18 protein-coding genes are annotated in these 20,425 nt (G+C 73.4%); 6 read left to right on the forward strand and 12 right to left on the reverse strand.

Annotation, left to right across the window (positions count from 1 at the left end; all coding sequences use genetic code 11):
* Positions 1-143: 143 nt before the first annotated feature.
* Complete coding sequence (locus GT358_RS15765) at positions 144-725, reverse strand: hypothetical protein (protein ID WP_166583596.1); 582 nt, start codon at positions 723-725, stop codon at positions 144-146.
* Positions 726-845: 120 nt separating this feature from the next.
* On the opposite strand from GT358_RS15765, the gene GT358_RS15770 reads away from it, so the two are divergent.
* From GT358_RS15770 to GT358_RS15795, 6 genes are all read left to right on the forward strand, one after another.
* Positions 846-2,192, forward strand: coding sequence for a glutamate--cysteine ligase (locus GT358_RS15770; protein ID WP_166583597.1), 1,347 nt, complete (start codon positions 846-848; stop codon positions 2,190-2,192).
* A complete protein-coding gene (locus GT358_RS15775) occupies positions 2,189-2,527 on the forward strand; it encodes a hypothetical protein (RefSeq protein ID WP_166583598.1) in 339 nt (112 codons plus the stop codon). Before GT358_RS15770 ends, GT358_RS15775 begins: the two co-directional genes overlap by 4 nt.
* A complete protein-coding gene (gene dapE / locus GT358_RS15780) occupies positions 2,524-3,666 on the forward strand; it encodes a succinyl-diaminopimelate desuccinylase (RefSeq protein WP_166583599.1) in 1,143 nt (380 codons plus the stop codon). Before GT358_RS15775 ends, dapE begins: the two co-directional genes overlap by 4 nt.
* Positions 3,663-4,076 (forward strand): GNAT family N-acetyltransferase, encoded by a 414-nt coding sequence (locus tag GT358_RS15785; protein WP_166583600.1) that lies wholly within the window; start codon positions 3,663-3,665, stop codon positions 4,074-4,076. Before dapE ends, GT358_RS15785 begins: the two co-directional genes overlap by 4 nt.
* A 42-nt stretch (positions 4,077-4,118) precedes the next feature.
* Entirely contained in the window at positions 4,119-6,329 is a 2,211-nt protein-coding gene (rnr, locus tag GT358_RS15790) for a ribonuclease R (RefSeq protein WP_166583601.1), read from the forward strand.
* A gap of 116 nt (positions 6,330-6,445) precedes the next feature.
* The gene (locus GT358_RS15795) at positions 6,446-7,672 is read left to right on the forward strand and encodes a lytic murein transglycosylase (RefSeq protein ID WP_243730941.1); all 1,227 of its coding nucleotides are present in this window, start codon (positions 6,446-6,448) and stop codon (positions 7,670-7,672) included.
* 9 nt (positions 7,673-7,681) lie between these two features.
* Here GT358_RS15795 and GT358_RS15800 read toward each other — a convergent pair whose 3' ends face one another.
* From GT358_RS15800 to GT358_RS15850, 11 genes are all read right to left on the reverse strand, one after another.
* Positions 7,682-8,188, reverse strand: coding sequence for an RNA pyrophosphohydrolase (locus tag GT358_RS15800; RefSeq protein WP_166583602.1), 507 nt, complete (start codon positions 8,186-8,188; stop codon positions 7,682-7,684).
* Positions 8,185-9,576, reverse strand: a complete 1,392-nt coding sequence (locus GT358_RS15805; protein ID WP_166583603.1) for a S41 family peptidase — start codon at positions 9,574-9,576, stop codon at positions 8,185-8,187. Before GT358_RS15805 ends, GT358_RS15800 begins: the two co-directional genes overlap by 4 nt.
* 7 nt (positions 9,577-9,583) lie before the next feature.
* Positions 9,584-10,738 (reverse strand): murein hydrolase activator EnvC, encoded by a 1,155-nt coding sequence (locus GT358_RS15810; RefSeq protein WP_166583604.1) that lies wholly within the window; start codon positions 10,736-10,738, stop codon positions 9,584-9,586.
* Positions 10,738-12,258, reverse strand: coding sequence for a 2,3-bisphosphoglycerate-independent phosphoglycerate mutase (gene gpmI, locus GT358_RS15815; RefSeq protein WP_166583605.1), 1,521 nt, complete (start codon positions 12,256-12,258; stop codon positions 10,738-10,740). Before gpmI ends, GT358_RS15810 begins: the two co-directional genes overlap by 1 nt.
* 69 nt (positions 12,259-12,327) lie before the next feature.
* Positions 12,328-15,978: a PAS domain S-box protein gene (locus GT358_RS15820; RefSeq protein ID WP_166583606.1), complete on the reverse strand. Its 3,651-nt coding sequence runs from the start codon at positions 15,976-15,978 to the stop codon at positions 12,328-12,330.
* 202 nt (positions 15,979-16,180) lie between these two features.
* Positions 16,181-16,939, reverse strand: a complete 759-nt coding sequence (locus GT358_RS15825; protein ID WP_166583607.1) for an SDR family NAD(P)-dependent oxidoreductase — start codon at positions 16,937-16,939, stop codon at positions 16,181-16,183.
* Positions 16,936-18,060 (reverse strand): mandelate racemase/muconate lactonizing enzyme family protein, encoded by a 1,125-nt coding sequence (locus tag GT358_RS15830; RefSeq protein WP_166583608.1) that lies wholly within the window; start codon positions 18,058-18,060, stop codon positions 16,936-16,938. Before GT358_RS15830 ends, GT358_RS15825 begins: the two co-directional genes overlap by 4 nt.
* Positions 18,057-19,013, reverse strand: a complete 957-nt coding sequence (locus GT358_RS15835; protein WP_166583609.1) for a C-terminal binding protein — start codon at positions 19,011-19,013, stop codon at positions 18,057-18,059. Before GT358_RS15835 ends, GT358_RS15830 begins: the two co-directional genes overlap by 4 nt.
* The gene (locus tag GT358_RS15840) at positions 19,010-19,762 is read right to left on the reverse strand and encodes an SDR family oxidoreductase (protein WP_166583610.1); all 753 of its coding nucleotides are present in this window, start codon (positions 19,760-19,762) and stop codon (positions 19,010-19,012) included. Before GT358_RS15840 ends, GT358_RS15835 begins: the two co-directional genes overlap by 4 nt.
* A complete protein-coding gene (locus GT358_RS15845; RefSeq protein ID WP_166583611.1) occupies positions 19,759-20,073 on the reverse strand; it encodes an L-rhamnose mutarotase in 315 nt (104 codons plus the stop codon). Before GT358_RS15845 ends, GT358_RS15840 begins: the two co-directional genes overlap by 4 nt.
* A partial coding sequence (locus tag GT358_RS15850; RefSeq protein WP_208103574.1) for an acetoacetate decarboxylase family protein occupies positions 20,073-20,425 on the reverse strand: 353 nt, incomplete at its 5' end. The genes GT358_RS15845 and GT358_RS15850, both read right to left, overlap by 1 nt.

A 20,425-nucleotide genomic window follows, 5' to 3' on the forward strand; every position in this document is an offset into this window, starting at 1 on the left:
CGCTCAAACTTCGCCTTCGCCATCTGCGGTGGGCCTCACGCCTCGGGGGCCGCGGCGCGGCCCGATTTCACAACGCGCGGCGGTCTAAGCGGGGCGGGGCCGGAAATCAAGCGCCGGGCGCGCGGCCCCGAAGGGGCGGGGGCTCAGGACAGGCGCCGGCGCAGCGCGGCCCGTGCGGCGGGGCCGAGAAGGCGCGCCACCTCGACCACGAGATCGACGACGCGCGCCTCGAGATCGGCAGGCGCGGCGTCCGGAGCGGGCTCGAGCAGGCGCAGCCGGGCATTGGGCGCGCGCCCGACCGCATGACGGGCAAAGAGGGCGCGCAGCCGCCGGGCATGCTTGTCGGCGCGGCGCGGATCGGTGACGGGGGCACAGAAGGCCCGCAGCGCCGCCTCGGCGCGCCGTCCGTCGAGGCGGGAGGCGAGCGCGAGATAGGCGTCGGCCGACAGGCCCGCATGACCGGCCCACAGGGCGGGCGCGTAGTGCCAGCCGGCCTCGTCCTTGAGCGCCATCCAGGCCCGCGGGTAGGCGAGGCGCGCCGCCAGGGCCGGGCTGCGCGCGAGCGCCGCCTCGAAGGCGAGCACGGCCTCGCGTGCCTCGGCCGCGCCGGTCACGAGGGGCGGCGGGTCGTGCGCCGCAGGCGGAACCGTGTCCGGGGGCTCGTCGGGAGACGGCCCGGGGGCCGCGCCGGGCGGCGGGAAGGCGGCAGGGTCCGCGTCTGTCATGGCCGCCCGACGATGGCAGCGCAGCGCCCGCCGCGCAACCTGCCCGACTCGGCCCCCGGCCGCCCGATTGACAGCGCGGCGCCTGCACGGCACCTGTCGGCGGACAGAGAACGAGGGTCCATGTCCATCCCCCAATCCGGCGGCGGCCCGGTCGAGCGCGCTCAGGACCTCGCCTCGTGGATGGAGGGGGGCGCCAAGCCGCGCGAGGCCTGGCGCATCGGCACCGAGCACGAGAAGTTCGCCTTTCTCGAGGAGGGGCTCGATCCCGTGCCCTACGAGGGGCGGGCCTCGGTGCGGGCGCTGCTCGAGGGGCTGGCGGCGCGGGGCTGGACCGAGGTGCGCGAGAGCGGCGCGCTGATCGGGCTGGAGCGCGGCCGGGCCAATGTGAGCCTCGAGCCGGGGGGGCAGCTGGAGCTGTCGGGGGCGCCGCTGCGGCATGTGGGCGAGACGGCGGCCGAGCTCGATGCCCATCTCGCCGAGGCCAGGGCCGTGGCCGCCCCGCTGGGGATCGGCTTCATGGCGCTGGGCGCGGCGCCGCACTGGCGGCACGAGGACATGCCCCAGATGCCCAAGGGGCGCTACCGGCTGATGACGGAATACATGGGCCGCGTGGGCACGCACGGGCTGCAGATGATGTATCGCACCTGCACCGTGCAGGCGAATCTCGACTTCGCCGACGAGGCCGACATGGTGCTGAAGCTGCGCGTGGCGCTGGCGCTCCAGCCGGTGGCCACCGCGCTGTTCGCCTCCTCGCCGCTCTTCGAGGGGCGGCCCAACGGGCACCGCTCGTGGCGCTCGCGGATCTGGCGCGACCTGGATGCGGCGCGCACGGGGATGCTGCCCTGGGCCTTCGAGGAGGGCATGGGCTTCGAGCGGTATGTGGACTGGGCGCTCGACGTGCCGATGTACTTCGTCCATCGCGAGGGGCGCTACATCGACGCGCGCGGCCAGAGCTTCCGCGACTTCCTGGCCGGCCGGCTGCCGGCCCTGCCCGGCGAGATCCCGACCTTCGGGGACTGGGCCGACCATCTGACCACGCTCTTTCCCGAGGCGCGCGTCAAGCGCTTTGTCGAGGTGCGCGGCGCCGATGCGGGCGACCGGGCGCATCTGCTCGCGCTGCCTGCCTTCTGGGCGGGGCTTCTCTATCACCGCCCCTCGCTCGAGGCCGCGTGGGACCTGGTGCGGCCCTGGTCGGCCGAGACGCGGGAGGGGCTGCGCGTGGCGGCCTCCGAGCGCGCGCTGGCCGGAGAGGCGGGCGGGGTGCGGCTGCGCGACCTCGCGCGCGCGGCGCTGGCGCTGGCCGAGGCGGGGCTGGCCGCCCGGGCGGCGGAGGGCATTCCCGACGAGCGGCCCTATCTGGCGCCGCTGCACCGGTCGGTCGAGACGGGGCGCGTGCAGGCGGACGACCTGCTCGATGCGTGGGAGGCGGGGGGAGTCCCGGCCGTGGTGGAGGCGGCGCGGCTGTGAGCGGAGCCGGGGAAAAGCGTCCGCAGCAGGTCTTTACCCTGCTGGTGGAGGCGGGGCGCAAGGCGGGCGACGGGCTGCCCGAGGGGGCCACGGGGGCGGCGCTCCTGTGCTATGCCACGGGCGTGGACGAGGCGGAGGCCGTGCGCGAGACGGTGGCCGTGCTGAGGGAGGCGGGCCTCGCGCCCCTCGACGTGTCGGGCTACGGCACGCTGGAGGAGCGGCTGGCCGAGGGGCACGACATCGACGAGGCCGAGCGCGCGCTGATGGAGCGGGCGCGGGCGGAGAACGCGGTGATCGTGGCGCAGCTCACGCCGCTCTTCGACGCGCCGCCATGATCCCCGACCCGGTGGATCTGGCCGCGGCGCTGGTGCGCTGCCCCTCGGTCACGCCGGAGGAGGGGGGCGCGCTGGTCCTGCTGGCGGATGTGCTGGAGCGGGGGGGCTTCGCCTGCGAGCGGGCGGACCGGGGCGGCGTGGCGAACCTGCTCGCCTGGGCGGGCGATCCGGGAGGCGCGCGGGTCTTCGGCTTCAACGGGCACACGGACGTGGTCCCGCCCGGCGACCGCGCGCTCTGGACGCGCGAGCCGTTCGGAGGCGAGGTCGCGGAGGGCTACCTGTGGGGTCGCGGCGCGGCGGACATGAAGTCGGGCGTGGCGGCCATGGCGGCCGCGGCCTGCGCCTTCCGGCCGCGCCTGCCCGCAGGCGGCGGCCTGCTGTTGCTGATCACCGGGGACGAGGAGGGCGAGGCGGTGGACGGCACGCGCGCGCTGCTCGAGCGTCTGGAGGCGCGGGGCTGGCGGATGGGGGCCTGCCTCGTGGGCGAGCCCACAGGGGCGGAGGTGCCGGGCGACACGGTCAAGATCGGGCGGCGGGGATCGCTGACGGCGCATCTGGTGCTGCGGGGGCGGCAGGGGCATGCGGCCTATCCCGAGCGCGCGGTGAACCCGGTCCCCGCCATGGCGCGGCTGGTCGGGCGGCTGGTCGAGCGCCCCCTCGACGAAGGGACGGCGCATTTCGGGCCCTCGACCCTGGTGCCCACGGCGATCGAGACGGGCAACCCGGCCTCGAACGTCATTCCCGCGCTCTGCCGGGCGACCGTCAACATCCGCTTCAACGACCGCCACACGGGCGCCGCGCTGGCGGAGTGGCTGCGGGGGCAGGCCGGGGCGGTCGCGGCGGAGACGGGGACGGAGGCGGAGGTGGCGGTGCGGGTCTCGGGCGAGCCGTTCCTGACCGAGCCGGGGCCGTTCACCGGCCTGGTCGCCCGGGCGGTCGAGGCCGAGACGGGGCGGCGGCCGGTCTTCTCGACCACGGGCGGCACGTCGGATGCGCGCTTTGTCCGCGCCCATTGCCCGGTGCTGGAGCTGGGCCTGCCGGGGCCGACCATGCACGGAGCTGACGAGCGCGCGGCGGTGGAGGACATTCGGGTGCTGGCGCGGATCTACGGGCGGGTGCTGGAGGAGTTCTTCGCGTGACGGTGGAGGAGACGGACGATCTCGGGGCCTGCCTCGCCATCCGGCGGCGGGTGTTCATCGAGGAGCAGGGCGTGGCCGAGGCGCTGGAGATCGACGGGCTGGACGGCGAGGCGATCCACCTTCTCGCGCGGGAGGGCGGCCGCGCGATCGGCACGGCGCGGCTGCTGCTGCGGGGCGAGGTGGGCAAGATCGGGCGCGTGGCCGTCCTGCCCGAGGCGCGCGGGCGGGGCGCGGGGGCGGCGTTGATGGAGGCCGCGCTGGAGGTCTTGCGGGCGCGGGGGGCGCGGCAGGCGCGGCTCGGCTCTCAGGTCCATGCGATCCCGTTCTACGAGCGGCTGGGCTTTCGCGCCGAGGGGCCGGTCTATGACGATGCGGGCATCCCCCACCGCGACATGACGCGGCCCCTGTGAATCCCCGTGTGGCGGGCGCAGGGCCGTGCTAGGGGGGCTGCCATGAGCCAGATCCCCGACCGGACCGCCCTTCTTGCCTTTCTCGACGAGAACCCGGAGGCGAGCCGCCGCGACGTGGCCCGCGCCTTCGGCCTGCGGGGGGCGGACAGGGACGACCTGAAGCGCCTTCTGCGCGAGATGGAGGAGGAGGGGGTTCTGCGGCCCCGGCGCGAGCGCCGCCGCGAGGGGGGGCTGCCCCCCGTCACGGTGGTGGAGGTGACGGGGACGGATCGCGACGGCGACCTGCTGGCGCGGCCGCTCGAATGGCATGGCGAGGGCGAGCCGCCCCCGATCCGGGTGGAGGGGCGCGCGCGGGACCGGGCGCTCGGGCCGGGGGACCGGCTGCTTGCGCGGATCGCGCGGGAGGGGGAGGGTCATGTCGCGCGGCCCATCAAGCGGCTGGCCGCCGCGCCGGCGCGCGTGCTGGGCCTGTTTCATGCCGAGGGGGCGGGGGGGCGGATCGTGCCGCTCTCCAAGGGCGAGGGGCGCGAGTGGATCGTGGGGCCGGGCGATGCGGGCGGCGCGCAGGAGGGCGAGCTGGTCGAGGCCGAGGCCGTGGGGCGCGAGCGCGGGCGGCTGGGCCTGCCGCGCGCGCGGGTGGTCGAGCGGCTGGGCGATCCGTCGGCCCCGCGCGCGCTGTCGCTGATCGCCATTCACGAGCACGGCATCCCCGAAACCTTCGACCCCGCCGCGCTGGAGGAGGCGGAGCGGGCGGTGGCCGCGGGCCCCGAGGGGCGCGAGGACCTGCGCGACCTGCCCTTTGTCACCATCGACCCGGAGGATGCGCGCGACCGCGACGACGCGGTGCTGGCCGTGCCGGAGGAGGGGGGCGGCTTCACGCTCTGGGTCGCCATCGCGGATGTGGCATTCTATGTCCGGCCGGGCAGCGCGCTCGATGCCGAGGCGCGGCTGCGGGGCAATTCCACCTACTTTCCCGACCGCGTCGTGCCCATGCTGCCCGAGCGGCTGTCGGGGGATCTCTGCTCGCTGCATGCGGGGGTGGATCGGGCGGTGATCGCGGTCGCCATGCGGATCGACGCGGAGGGGCGCAAGACCGGCCACCGCTTCGTGCGCGGGCTGATCCGCAGCCGCGCCTCGCTGGCCTACGAGGCGGCGCAGAGGGCGGCCGACGGGCAGCCGGACGAGACGACCGGGCCGCTCTGGGAGGGGGTGCTGCGCCGGCTCTTTGCGGCACACCGGGCGCTGGCGCGCGCGCGGGAGGCGCGGGGGCCGCTCGAGCTCGACCTGCCCGAGCGGCGGATCGTCCTCGACGAGGGGGGGCGCGTCGTCTCGGTGGCGTTCCGCGAGCGGCTGGAGGCGCACCGGCTGATCGAGGAGTTCATGATCCTGGCCAATGTGGCCGCGGCCGAGGAGCTGGTCGCGCGGCGGGTGCCGCTGCTGTTTCGCGTCCACGAGGAGCCAGACCCCCTCAAGCTCGAGGCGCTGCGCGAGACGGCCGAGGCCTCGGGCCTCGCGCTGGCCAGGGGGCAGGTGCTCCGGACGACGCATCTGAACCGGCTGCTGGCGCAGGCGGCGGGGACGGACCAGGCCGAGCTCATCAACATGGCCACCCTGCGGTCTCTGCCGCAGGCCTTCTATGCGCCGGACAATCTGGGGCATTTCGGGCTGGCTCTGCAGCTTTATGCGCATTTCACCTCGCCGATCCGGCGCTATGCGGACCTGATCGTGCACCGCGCGCTGATCGCGGCGCATGGCTGGGGGCCCGATCCGGCGGCCGACGGTCTGGGCACGCTCGACCGCGAGCGGCTGGAGGAGACGGGCGAGCTGATCTCGGCGGCCGAGCGGCGGTCCATGCAGGCCGAGCGCGACACGACGGACCGCTACCTCGCGGCCTATCTCTCCGAGCGGCGCGGCACGGAGGCGCGGGGGCGCATCTCGGGGGTGCAGCGCTTCGGGCTGTTCGTGCGGCTGGACGAGACGGGGGCGGACGGACTCGTGCCCGTGCGGTCGCTGGGCGAGGAGTTCTGGCGCTTCGACGCGCGCGACGGGACGCTGACGGGCAGCGAATCGGGCGTGACCTTTGCCGCCGGGCTGCGCGTCCTCGTGCGGATCGCGGAGGTCAGCACCGCCTCGGGGGCGGTTCTGCTGGAGCTGCTGGAGCTGGAGGATGCGCCGCTGCGGCGGCGGAGGGGCCGCAAGGGGGCCGCGCCGCGGCGGGAGGGGCGGCGCGTGCTGCGGCGGCGCAAGGGCTGAGCCGCCGGGTGCGGTCCGGGGAGGCGCGGGAATCCGCCGTCGCGGGCAGAGAGACGCTTTTGCAGGCGGGGCGCGGCCGCTAGGCTCGGGCGTCGGAAACAGAGGCGGGGCATGGGATGGATCGGGGACGGCGCGGCTTTCTCGCCGGCGCGGCGGCGCTGGCGCTCTGCTCCTGCGGCGGCGGCACGCCGCGCGGCCTGATGATGCAGGCGCAGGCGGCCGAGCGGCCCAATCCCTTCGTGGTCGTGCCCGATCCCGGCTGGAATGCGTGGGTCGCGTCCTTCAAGCCGCGGGCGCGGGCCGCGGGCATTCCCGAGGCGACGCTCGAGGCGGCCTTCCGGGGGGCGGGCTACATTCCGGCCGTGATCGAACGCGACCGCGCGCAGGCCGAGTTCACGCGGACCCTGGGCGACTATCTCCAGACGGCGGTGTCGGATCGGCGCGTGGAAGGCGGGCGCGCGGCGCTGGCCCGGCATGCGGCGCTGCTCGCGGCGGTCGAGGACCGCTTCGGCGTGGACAAGGAAACCGTCGTGGCGGTTTGGGGGCTCGAATCGTCCTACGGCGAGAACCGCGGCCAGGTGCCCGTCGTCTCGGCGCTGTCCACGCTGGCCTATGACGGCCGGCGCGGAGCCTTCTTCGAAAGCCAGCTGCTCAGCGCGCTGCGCATTCTCGCGCGCGGGGACATCACGCCCGAGCGGATGACGGGCTCCTGGGCGGGCGCGATGGGGCACACGCAGTTCATCCCCACCTCGTTCGAGGAATATGCTGTGGACTTCACCGGCGACGGCCGCCGCGACATCTGGAGCGACGACCCCTCGGACGCGCTCGCCTCGGCGGCGAACTACCTCGCGCGGGCGGGGTGGCGCCGTGGTCAGCCCTGGGGGGTGCAGGTCGTCACCGACGAGGGCGCGGGAGACGCCCGGCGCACGGCCGCCGAATGGGCCGCGCGGGGCGTGCGACCGGCGGCGGGCGGCTCGCTGCCCGATGCGGGTCCGGCGCGGCTGATCCGTCCCTCGGGGCAGCCCTTCCTCGTCTATCGCAACTTCGACGTGATCCGCCGCTACAACGCGGCCGACACCTATGCGATCGGGATCGGGCACCTGTCGGACCGCCTGCGCGGGCGCCCCCCGCTCGTGGGCCTGTTCTCGTCCGAGCGGCCGCTGACGGAGGCCGAACGGATCGAGCTGCAGACCCGGCTCAGCGCGCTCGGCTTCGACACGGGCGGCACGGACGGCACGGTGGGACCCCGCACGATCCAGGCGATCCGCGACTTCCAGGCCGCGCGCGGCCTGCCGGTCACGGGCTTTGCCGAACCGTCTGTCCTGCAGGCGCTGCGGCGCTGAGACGGGCCGTCAGGGGCTGGCCTGCTCGCCCGCCCGGGAGAGGCGCTCGCCGAAGACGGCCAGCGCCATCTCGTAGGCCGGCCTCTTGAGCGGCAGGACGAGACGCGCCGCCTCGGGCAGGCTGCCCCAGCGCCAGGCCGCGAATTCGGGATGCGCCGTGTCGAGGTTGATGTCGGCCTCCGTTCCCTCGAAGCGCAGGAGAACCCAGGTCACCGCCTGACCCCTCCAGCGCCCCTTCCAATGCGCGGGACGCATGGCGGGCGGCAGGTCGTAGAGCGCCGGCCGGTCGGCCACGGCCTCGAGCCGGACAAGACGCGGCGGGATGCCGGTCTCCTCCTCGAGCTCGCGCAGGGCGGCGTCTTCCGGGCTCTCGCCGGGGTCCATGCCACCCTGGGGCGCCTGCCAGGCATCCTCCGCCTCGGGGCGGTCCGACCGGCGGCCGAGGAGGATCCGTCCCCGGCCGTCCGTCAGGAGGATTCCGACGCAGGGCCTGTAGCCCTCGGGGGTGGGGCTCACGGCTGGGCGGCTTCGGGCTCGGCCGCGGGCGCGGCGGCGGCCCGGATCGGGGAGGGGCCGCCAGGCCCGAGCGCCGAGAGGCCCCGCAGGATGTCGATCGCATAGGCGAGCTGGTAGTCTTCCTCCCGCAGACGGGCGGCGGCTTCGGCGCGGGCCTGCTCCTCCTCGATCTGGCTGCGCTCGTCATCGGTGAGCGAGTCGTTGCGCAGCGCGCCGCGCAGGTCGCCCTCGTGCATCTCGCGCCGCGGGGTCGCCTCCTCCTCGGCGTCGGGATCGCTGCGGCGGGGGGGTTGTTCCACGATGATGTCGGGGGAGATGCCGAGCGCCTGGATCGAGCGGCCCGAAGGGGTGTAGTAGCGCGCGGTGGTCAGGCGCATCGCGCCCTGCCCCGCAAGCGGCATCACCGTCTGGACCGAGCCCTTGCCGAAGCTCTGGGTGCCCACGACGACCGCGCGGCGATGATCCTGCAGCGCGCCGGCCACGATCTCGGAGGCCGAGGCCGACCCGCCGTTGATGAGCACGACGATGGGCAGCCCCTCGGCCACGTCGCCGGGTGTGGCGTTGAACCGTTCGCCGTCGCGCGCGTGACGGCCGCGCGTGGAGGCGATCTCGCCGCCCTCGAGGAAGGCGTCCGCGACATAGATCGCCTGGTTGAGCAGCCCGCCCGGATTGTTGCGCAGGTCGAGCACGATGCCATTGACGTTGCCGATCCCGCCCGCGGCCTCGATCTGCTCCTGAAGGCCCTGCATCAGGTTGGGAAAGGTCTGCTCGTTGAAGGTCGTCACGCGCAGCACGATCGTGTCGCCCTCGGTCCGCGCGCGGACGGCCGTGAGCTTGATCGTGTCGCGGATGATGGAGACATCGAAGGGCTCGCTGCGCCCTTCGCGCACGATGGTCAGGACGATTTCCGATCCCACCGGGCCGCGCATGCGGTCCACCGCCTCGTCGAGCGTGAGCCCGAGAACCGATTCGCCGTCCACCGCGGTGATGAAGTCGCCCGTCTGGATCCCGGCCGCCTCGGCAGGCGTGCCGTCCATGGGCGAGACGACCTTGACCCAGCCGTCCTCCTGCGTGACCTCGAGCCCGAGGCCGCCGAATTCGCCCCGGGTCTGCACGCGCATGTCGGCGGCGGCATCGGGGGACAGGTAGCTCGAATGCGGATCGAGCGAGGTGAGCATCCCGTTGATCGCGGCCTCGATCAGCTTCTGCTCGTCCACTTCCTCGACATAATCGGAGCGGATGCGCTCGAAGATGTCGCCGAACAGGTCGAGCTGTTCGTAGATCGAGCGGCTTCCGCTCTCCTGGGCGATCAGAGGGCCGGCGATCTGGGTCGTCGTCACGAGGCCGAGGGCCGCCCCGCCCAGAACAGCCAGTGCCAGTCTCGTCATCGGGGGTTCACTCCTCGAGGTGGAACCACAGGCCCGGGTCGATCGGCCCGGTCGCGTCGCGGACTTCAAGATAGAGGGTTTCGCTGCGTCCTGCATCCCCCGCGGGCGCCGCGCCGCTCAAGATCGCGTGGGCATCGGGGGCTTCGCCGCCCATCAGCCCCACGGGCGCGCCCTCGGGCAGGACCTCGCCCGCACCGCCCCAGGCCTGGGCAAGGCCCGCGATGACGAAGAGCGTGCCCGGGGCGGGTTCGAGGATGGCCACGGTGCCGAGATCGAGAAGGGGCCCCTGGAAGCGTAGGGTGGCGGCCACCGGCGTGGTGACGAGCGCGCGGGGTTCGGTGGCGATCACGAGACCCGGCCGCGCGATTCCGGCCGCATCCGCCTCGCCGGGGCGGCGCAGGATGGTGCCGCGCACGGGCAGCGGCAGGTCGCCCTGCGGGCGCGCCTCGGGCGGGGGCAGGGGCAGTTCGCGGTCCACCGTCTCGCCCAGTCCGGCCGCGAAGGCATCCAGCGTCTCGGTCGCCGCGAGCAGCACGGCCGTGGCGACGGGGTCCTCCGTGTAGAGGCGCGGGAGCGCGGTGCGGTCGGCCGCCGCCGCCGCCAGTTCGGCCCGCGCGGCCTGGGCCGAGGCGAGGCCCTCGCGCAGCGTGGCCTCGGAGGCGGTCTGGACCGCCTCGATCTCGGCCAGCGCCTCGAGCCGGGCGCGCAGGGCCTCGGCCTCGGCCTGGAGGGCAGGGGTGACGTCGGCCAGCATCATGCCCGCGCGGGCGGTGCCGAGCGGGCCTGCCGGGTGCAGCAGCAGGACGGGCGCAGGGGCGCTGCCCATGCCCTGGAGCACCCCGAGCAGGCGCGCGATGGATTCGCGCTCGGCCTCGAGGCCGGCCTCGATCCGCCGCCGTTCCGCCGCCGCGCGGCGCAGGCCGTCGCGCAGGAGCGCAAGTCCCTCCTCGTAGGCGGCCACCGTGGCCGTCAGGGCGGCAATCCGGTCATCGGTTCCGCCCGCCCGGTCGAGCAGGCGGCGCGCCTCCTCCAGCCGCCGCGCCGCGCGGGCGGCCGCCTCCGGGGTGGACAGGCCCGCCGCGTCCTGGCCGGGCACGGGGCCGGAAGGAAGCGCCGACAGCCCGAGCGCGAGGAAAAGGGCGAGACGGCGCGGCCTGCGCATCAGGTCGCGCGCTCGATCAGCGAATGTCCGGTCATCTCCGGAGGCGGCGCGAGGCCCATCAGATCGAGCACCGTGGGGGCCAGGTCGGCGAGCCGCCCCGACCGCAGCTGCGCCCCTTCGGGGCCGCCCACCAGGATCACGGGGACGGGATTGAGCGTGTGGGCGGTATGGGGCCCCCCCGTCGCCGGGTCCATCATGAGTTCGCAATTGCCGTGATCGGCCGTGACGATCATGGCCCCGCCCATCGCCTGCACGGCCTCGACCGCCCGGGCGAGCCCCCTGTCCACCGCCTCGCAGGCGCGGATGGCGGCCGAGAGGTCGCCCGTGTGACCGACCATGTCGGGATTGGCATAGTTGCACACGACGAGATCGTAGGGCCTGCGGATCGCGGCCACCAGCGCCTCGGTCACGGCGGGCGCGGCCATCTCGGGCTGGAGGTCGTAGGTGGCGACCTTGGGGGACGGGGGCATCAGGCGGTCCTCGCCGGGAAAGGGGGCTTCGCGGCCGCCGTTGAGGAAGAAGGTCACGTGCGGATACTTCTCCGTCTCCGCGAGCCGGAACTGGGTGCGGCCGTGCGCCGAGACCCATTCGCCCAGCGTGTTGGCCACGGGCCGCTTGGGAAACATGGCCGCATACCAGGCGTCATGGGCCGCCGAATAGTCCACGAGGCCCAGCCGCGCGGCGAGGGGAGGCGGCTCGCCGCGCTCCCAGCCGGTGAAATCGGGATCGGCCAGGGCCTGCAGAAGCTCCCGCGCGCGGTCGGCGCGGAAGTTGAGGCAGAACACGCCGTCGCCCGGCTGCATGCCCCCGTAATCGCCCAGGACGGTGGGGGTCACGAACTCGTCCGTTTCGCCGCGCGCCGCGGCCTGGGCCAGCGCCGCGGCAGCGTCCGGGGCGCGCAGGCCCACCCCCCGCGCGATCGCGTCGTAGGCGAGGCGCACCCGGTCCCAGCGGCGGTCGCGGTCCATCGCCCAGTAGCGGCCGTCCACGGTGGCGAGTCTGGCCCCCGGGGGCAGGGCCTCCTCGATCTGGCGCAGGAAGGCGCCGGCCGAGCCCGGCGGCACGTCGCGTCCGTCCGTCAGGGCATGCACGGCCACGGGGATGCCCCGGGCGGCCAGGCCCCGGGCAGCGTGGATGAGGTGGAGCACATGTCCGTGCACGCCGCCATCGGAGGCCACCCCGATCAGATGCGCCGTTCCCCCCGATCGCAGCAGCGCGGCGGCAAAGGCGTCCAGCGCCTCGTTGCGGCCCCAGGAGCCGTCCTCGATGGCCAGATCGATCTGGCCGAGATCCATGGCCACGACGCGGCCTGCGCCGATATTGGTGTGGCCCACCTCCGAATTGCCCATCTGGCCTGCCGGCAGGCCCGCATCGCGACCATGCGTGACCAGCGTGGCATGGGGGCAGGTGGACCAGAGCCGGTCGAAGCAGGGTGTCGCCGCGAGGGCGGGCGCGTTCGCGAAGGTGTCCTCCCGGAGGCCCCAGCCGTCCAGGATCACAAGAACCACGGGTCTGGTCATGCACGCTCCCCCTGCCTGCCGGTGCCGCTTCTAGCCGAGGCCGGCGGCCCGGAAAACCGCCGATCCCCGTCAGTGCGGCGGGGCCTCGAGCACCTCGCGCAGCTTGGTGGCGAGGTCCTCGATGGTGAACGGCTTGCCGAGAAGATGCACGCCAGGATCGAGCACGCCGTTGTGGACGACCGCGTTGCGCGTGTAGCCGGTCGTGAACAGGACGGGCAGGCCGGGACGCCGGCGCAGCACCTCGTCGGCCAGCTTGCGGCCGTTCATGCCGGGCATGACCACATCGGTGAAGAGCAGGGCGATCTCGGGATGGTCGTCGAGCAGAGCCAGCGCCGTCTCGGCATCCTCCGCCTCGACGACGCGGTAGCCCAGTTCCTGCAGCGCCTCGACGGTGAAGCGACGGACGGCCGGCTCGTCCTCGACCACGAGGATCACCTCGCCCGCCTCTCCCCGCGGCAGGGCGGGCTGGAGCGCGGGGGCGGCATCCTCGGGCTCGAGGGCCAGAAGGCGCGGCAGGTAGATCTTGACGGTCGTGCCCTCGCCAGGCTCGCTGTAGATCTTCACGTGGCCGCCGGACTGCTTGACGAAGCCGTAGACCTGGCTCAGGCCCAGCCCCGTGCCCTTGCCGACGGGCTTGGTGGTGAAGAACGGATCGAAGGCGCGGGCGACCACGTCGGCGGTCATGCCCGTTCCGGTATCCGTGACGGCGATGCAGACATACTGGCCGGGCGGAATGCCCAGATGTTCGGACGCATAGCGGCTGTCGAGATGGGCGTTCAGCGTCTCGATCGTGAGCCGTCCGCCCTCGGGCATGGCATCGCGCGCGTTGACGGCGAGATTGAGGATGACGCTCTCGAGCTGGTTGGGGTCGGCATGGGTTCGCCACAGGCCGCCGGCCAGCACCGTCTCCAGATGGACGGAGGCTCCGAGAGAATGGCGCAGGAGGTCGCTCATGCCCTGCACGAGGCGGTTGGCGTCGAGCGGCTGGGGGCGCAGCGGCTGCTGGCGCGAGAAGGCCAGAAGGCGCTGGGTGAGCTGGGCGGCGCGTCGCGCCCCCTCCATGGCGGCGTCCACATAGCGGCGGGCCCGCTCGTCGCTCTCGCCCAGCCGGCGCGACAGCAGGTCCAGCGATCCGGTCACGGCCGCGAGCATGTTGTTGAAGTCGTGCGCGATACCGCCGGTCAGCTGGCCCACCGCCTCCATCTTCTGGCTCTGGCGCAGGGCCTCCTCGGTCCGCTCGCGCTCGGCCACCGCCTCGGCGATGCGCGCCTCGAGCGTGGCATTGGCCTCCTCGAGCGCGGCCTCGGCACGCTTGCGGTCGGTGATGTCGAAGGTGACGCCCGGAAACCGCGACGGCCGTCCGTCCTCGCCGCGCAGGCAGCGGCCGCGCGCCACCACCCAGCGGGTCTCGCCGCCCCGTCCGAGCACGCGGTACTCGGCACGATACTCGCCCCCCGTCCGCACGGCTTCCGCGATCAGCGCCTCCACGCGGGCGCGGTCCTCGGGATGGATTCCGGCGATGTACTCGGCCAGCGGCAGGCCGCTGCGCGCCCGCTCGGGGTCGAGGCCGTACATCCGGGCGAACTGGGCGGAGGTGTGGATCACGTCCGTTCCCACGTCCCAGTCCCAGGTGCCGATGCCGCCGGCCGCCTCGAGCGCGAATCGGAAGCGCTCCTCGCTTTCGCGAAGCGCCGCGTCGCGTGCCTTTTCCTCGGCGATGTTGCGCGCCTCGATCACCGTTCCCACGGGCTCGCCCGATTCGTCGAGAACGGGGCTGGCGGTGAAGGCGACGGGATAGAACGAGCCGTCGCGGTGGACGAACAATTCCTCGCCCGACATCTGGGCACGCGCCGGAAAGGCGCGGTCGATCGGGCATTCCTCGATCGGATAGGGGCTGCCGTCGGGGCGCTTGTGATGGACCACGTCGTGCAGGGTGCGTCCCTGCATCTCCGCGAAGCGGTAGCCCGTGAGCTTCTCGGCCGCGGCATTGGCATAGATGCAGTGCTGGCGGTGGTCCATGAGGAACACCGCCTCGCGCGTGTTGTTGAGGATCGCGTCGAGGCGGCGCGTCGTCTCGTGCAGGGTTTCCTCGCTTCGCCGCAGGCGTTCCTCGGCCTCGCGGCGCGCGGTGATGTCGATGGACGAGCCGATCAGGCCGATGACCCGCCCCGAGGCGTCGTGCAGGGGGGCCTTGGTCGAAAGCCACCAGGCCGGGCGGCCGTCCGGCAGGCTGACCAGTTCCTCCACCTGCTCGGCCCGGTCCGCCTCCATGATCCGGCGGTCGGTCGCCATGATGGCACGGCCCTGTTCCGGATCGTCGAGGAACTCCTCGTCCGTGCGGCCGAGATAAAGTTCGGGCGGCTTGCCGATCAGCTCGGTCGTGCCCCTGTTGGCGACGAGCATCCGGCCTTGGCGGTCCTTGGCATAGACGACGCCGGGGACGGCTTCGACAAAGGCCTTGAGCAGGTTCTGGGCGCGGTCACGCTCCTCCTCGGCGGCGCGGCGCGCCTCGATGTCGAGCAGCACGCCCGGAAAGCGGAGCGCGCGACCCTCGGCATCGAGATCCACGCGTCCGTTGGCCTCGATCCAGTAGTAGCGCCCGTCGTGTCGGCGGACGCGGTACTGGTGGCGATAGGGGCCGCCCTGCCGGATCGCCTCGGCGATGCGCTCGAGCAGGAGGGGCCGGTCGTCGGGATGGACCGTCTCGACCACCCGTTCGAGCGGCAGGCCGCGACGGCATTCCTCCGCATCCAGCCCGAAGGCCCTGGCGAAGCGCGGATCGGCGGTGAAGCGGTCCGCCGGCACGTCCCAGTCCCACACCCCGAGAATGGCGCCCGCATCGAGCGCGAGGCGCATCCGCTCGGCCTCCTCGGCGGCGCGTTCCTCCGCCTCCTTGCGCGAGGTGATGTCGCGCCAGAAGACGGCCAGGCCCTCCTCGACCGGATAGGCGCGCATGTCGAGCCAGAGCGAGCGGCCGTCCTCGAACCGGTAGCGGTGCTCGAGCGAGACCGGCACCCGCTCGGCCATCGCCCGCTTGTAGAGCCGGCCGATCTCGCTGGTCTCCGATCCCGGATAAGCCTCCCAGTGGCTCCGGCCGAGGATGGCCTCTGCCGGCCGGCCGTCGAGCCGCAGCGCCTCGGCGTTCTGCTCGATGATCCGGAAGTCGCGGTCCAGAAGGCCGAAGCCTTCACCCATCCCGTCGAGGATGCGGCGCAGGCGCGCCTCGCTCGCGCGCAGGCGGCGTTCGGCCTCGACCTGGCGCGTCGTTTCCTGGCAGGCGCACAGAAAGCCTGCCACATCGCCCGTCCCGTCGCGGATCGGCGTGTAGGAGAAGGCGAAATGCGTCTCCTCCCGGAAGCCCCGCCGCTCGATGACAAGGGCGATGTCGTCCATCTGCACAGGCTCGCCGCGAAAGGCGGCCTCCACGATGGGGATCAGGTCGTCCCGGATCTCGTGCCAGACCTCGAGAAAGGGCCGGCCCAGCGCCGTGGGCTCCTTGTCGCCGAGGATCGGGGCATAGGCGTCGTTGTAGAGCAGCGTCCGCTCGCGCCCCCAGGCCAGGAACATGGGCTGGCTGGAGGCGAGCACCAGCCCGACCAGGGTCCGCAGCGCCTCCGACCAGCCTGCGAGGGGCCCGAGGCCGGTCCGGGACCAGTCCAGCGATCCGATGCGTCGGGCGAGGGGGGATGTATCGGCGAGATGGTTCCAGCGATGGCTCATCGGCGAACTCACGCGGGTTGCGCCGGGTGGCGCACCGGACGGGGCGCGGGAGGATGCAGCATCGCCAGTCTCCAGTTGCGTTCCGCAGCCGGCGGCAGACGGGCCGGCCATCGTGCGGAACGCAGGGGAGTTAGCGCCACCGCGCCTTGCGATCAACGTCCGAGGAGCGGCAGACCGCCCGTGGCGGCAGGGCGTTGCCCGTTCAATACATGAGAAAGCCGCCCGAGACGTTGAGCGTAGCCCCCGTGACGTAGCGCGCCATGGCGGACGCGAGAAACACCGCCGCGCCGGCATGATCCGCCGGCTGCCCCAGCCGGCCGAGCGGGATCTGGGCTTCGAGGGCGGCGATCTCGGCCCGGGTCGTCTGCGGCGTGACCAGCATCGGCGTCTCGACGAGGCCGGGGGCGAGCGCGTTGACGCGGATCCCGTGCGGCGCCCAGGCCCGCGCGAGTCCGCGGGTCATCGTGACCAAACCGCCCTTGGCCGCGTTGTAGACCACGGAGCCCCCGAACCCCCCCGACCAGAATCCCTGGGAGGCGACGTTGACGATGCTGCCTGCCGCGCGCGCGGCGATCAGGCGCGCCGCCACGGCCTGCGACAGGAAAAAGGCGGCCTTGAGATTGACGGCGTGCTGGGCGTCCCATTCCTCCTCGGTGACGGAGAGGTAGTCGGCATTGCGCCGGATGATCCCGGCCGCGTTGACCAGAGTGGCAGGCAGGCCGAGCCGGGCCTCCACCTGCGCCACGAGTCGCGGCAGATCGGCGATGCGGATCAGGTCGATCGCGAACCCCGCCCCCCCCAGGGGAGCGGCGACGGCTTCGGCGGCCGCTCCGTCGAGATCCGCCACCGCCACGCGCGCGCCTGCCTCCGCGAAGCCCTCGCAGATCGCGCGCCCGATCGCGCCTGCGCCGCCCGTGACAAGAACGGTGCTGCCGTCCAGTCCCCAGTCGAGATGCCTCATCGGTCGAGCCTGGCGCGGTTCACGAGGTCCTCGTTGACCGCGATGCCGAGACCGGGGCCCTCGGGGCGGTGCACCCAGCCGTCCGTGTGCCAGACGGGCCTGTCCACCAGATCCGCCTGCGCAGGCCCATAGACCGGCTGGAGTTCGAGTTCGCGGCAGGCGGGCGAGGCGAAGCTCAGCGCCTGCGAGGCGGCCGAAACGATCGCGGTCGAGAAGTTGTGGGCATTCGCCTGGCGGCGGTGGAGCGCGCAGAGTTCGGCCGCCTTGCGAAAGCCTGTGATCCCCTCGATCCGGCCCGGATCGAGACCGACCACATCGACCGTGCCGCTTTCCACGATCCGCTGCACGCCGCGGTGGTTCCACTCGCGCTCCCCGTAGGCCAGCCGCAGCGACGTGGCCGCACGCAGCGCGCGATAGCCTTCGGGATCATCGTGGCCCAGGGGTTCCTCGAGCCAGTGGACCGCAAAGGGCTCGAAGGCACGGGCACGCCGGATTGCGGTGGGCACGTCCCAGAAGTTCCTCACCCCGAGGTCGATCATCAGCCGCTTGGGGCCGATGCCCTCGCGCACCCGGCGGACGAATTCCACGTCGCGGTCGTGGTCGAAGCCCAGATGCGCCTCGCCCTTCTTGCCGAACCCGATCTTGATCCCCTGCATCCCATCCGCGAGATAGCCCTGGAACTCCTCGACCATCGCGCCGATCGAGGATCTTGTCGCATGGACCGAGGCCACGGCGGGCATCCGGTCGTGGACGGGACCGCCCAGCAGGTCGAGGACCGACCGGCCGAGGACCTTGCCCTTGAGATCCCACAGGGCGATGTCGATGCCGCTGATGGCGAGCGACGCGATGCCCGCGCCGGTCCCGTACCACCAGCTGTGCTCGCGCAGCGCATGCCAGATCCGCTCGGTCTGGACCTCGTCCTGGCCGATCACGAGCGGGGCCAGCCCCTCGACGAGCGCCTTGGCCGCCCGGCTGGCTTCGGGAAAGTAGGCGCAGCATTCGCCCCAGCCCACGGCCCCCTCCTCGGTCTGGATCCGCACCAGGCAGACGGAGCGGTGCCGGGCGTGGTCGTTGGGCTCGGGGTAGGAGACGGGGATCGCCTCGACGGAGCGGACGGTCATGGTTCGGTTCCGGGAACAGGACAGCGGGGCGGCAGGCCGTCCAGCGCGCGGCCGATCTCGTCGGCCACCAGCGTCTGCAGACGCGCCACGGCCGCGTCGGAATACCAGGCCGCATGCGGGCTGAGCAGGAGGTTGGGCGCGCCGCGCAGCGGCGAGTCGTCGGGGAGCGGTTCGGTTGCGAACACGTCGAGGGCGGCGCCGCCGACCTGTCCCTCCGCGAGCGCTTCCGCCAGAGCGGCCTCGTCCACCAGGTCGCCTCGGGCGGTGTTGGCGATGACCGCATGGCTCTGCATGGCGGCCAGGGCTTCGCGGCCGATCAGGCCGCGCGTCCGGGAAGTGGAGGGGGCGTGCAGGGAGAGCGCGTCCGACTCGGCCAGAAGGGTCGGCAGATCGACAAAGCGGATCCCCTCGTGGCGGCCCGCCTGATCGGGGTCGTGGGCAAGGAAGCGGAAGCCGAAGGGCGCCAGCCGCTCCCGGACGGCCCGGGCGATGCGTCCGAATCCCAGAAAGCCGATCCGGGTCTCCGCAAAGGGCCGCAGGGGTCTGGCGACCCGGACGGCGGCCCACTCGCCCCGGCGGACCGAGGCGTCGAGCTGGGGCAGCCGGCGGAGCAGCGCGAGGATCATGGCCGCCGTGTGGTCGGCGACCTCCTCCGTGCAGTAGTCGGGCACATAGGCCGCCCGCAGACCGTGCCGGCGAAGCGCTGCGATGTCCAGGTTGTCGTAGCCCACACCGTAGCGGATCACCGTCGCCCCCGGCGGGAGGCCTGCGGCGGCCTCCGCGCCGAAGGGGGCGAACTGGACCACGGCCACCCGCGCGCCGCGGACGGCCTCGGCCACCTCCTCGGCCGTGCGGCAGGCGGCACGCCGCAGACGGGCGCCGCGCCGGCGCGCTGCCGCCTCCTCGGCGGCGAGGTCGGGAAAGGTGGCGTCCGTGACGACGACCTCGGTCATGGCAGGGCCGGCAGGCCGACCGCCTCGCGGAAGGCGGGGGTGCGGATATCGACCTCGCCGCCCGCCCACGGATCGGCGGCCGGCGTGCACAGGAAGGCGATGGCGCGTCCGGGCTCCTCCGGCGGGCGGAGAGTGTCGCGCGGCAGGCGGCTCACCGGATTGATGCCCGAGGCGCGGATGGCCCCCTGCATGTCGGTGTCCACGACCCCCGGCGCGAAGCCGAAGGCGCGGATGCCGCGGGCGGCATATTCCTCCGCCACGCAGCGGGTGAGCATCGCCAGCCCCGCCTTGCCCGAGCAATAGGCCGACCAGCCCTCCATCGGGCGGTGCGCGGCGCCGGACGAGAGGTTGACCACCGTTCCGCCCCCCCGCGCGAGCATCGCCGGCAGGGCCAGGCGGATGGCGCGGAAGGCGCCCACCAGGTTGATCGCGATGTTCTGCGCCCACGCGTCCGGGTCGGCGTCGGCCAGGGGCGCGATGGGGCCGATGATGCCGGCATTGTTGACGAGGATGTCGAAGCCGGGGGCGAGAGCGCGCGCCAGGGCCTCGGCATCGGTGACGTCGCAGAGGACGGGCTCGGCCCTTGCGCCGCCCAGCGCGTCCTGCGCCTCGGCGGCGGCCGCCGGGGAGCGGACGGTGAACGTCACGGCCGCGCCGGCCTCGGCCAGGGCGCGCACGGCCGCCAGCCCGATTCCCCGGTTGCCGCCGGTGACAAAGGCTCTGCGGCCCGACAGGTCCGGCGTCCTCACGACAGGCTCCACTGACGCGGCAGCAGAAAGGGAAAGCCGGTCCGCGGATCGATGTCGATCACCATGATGTCGGCCATGTGCTCGGACCAGCGCCGGTTCACGGGGTCCTCGCGCAGGGCGGCGATCGTGGCCTCGAGATCGTCCGTCTCGAAATAGCCGAACAGCGTCAGGCCGTGGCGGAAGATGTGGTAGTTGCGGATGCCCGCCTTGCGCAGGCATTCGGCCATCTCGGGCCAGAGCGCGTCATGGCGCCGGCGGTACTCGTCCTCGTAGCCGGGCCGCACGCCCAGGACCCATGCATATGACGCCATCAGCCGTCCTCCTTGAGATAGTCGAGCAGCACCCGCCCCGGCACGAGCGTGAAGGCGCCACGCCAGAAGAAGCCGTCCAGCATCTCGCGCACCGGCAGGCGATGGACCGGGGCCTGCGCATTGGGCCGCAGTTCCACCGTGCAGGGTCCGCGCCAGCATTCGTGGACGGCGACATCGGCCAGGGTGCGGGAGGTGAGCTGGCGGATGGCCGGGCTCCCGTCGATGTGGTCCACGGCCTTGAGGTTGATGTTGGTGGCGAAGGGAAACAGCGCCGAGAGTTCCGAGAGCGTCGCGCGCTCCTGCTTGTAGGGCAGCGTTCCCGTCACGATGGCTCTGTTGCACAAACCGGCTG

This window comes from Rubellimicrobium sp. CFH 75288 (assembly GCF_009904055.1).
Classification (GTDB): domain Bacteria; phylum Pseudomonadota; class Alphaproteobacteria; order Rhodobacterales; family Rhodobacteraceae; genus Rubellimicrobium.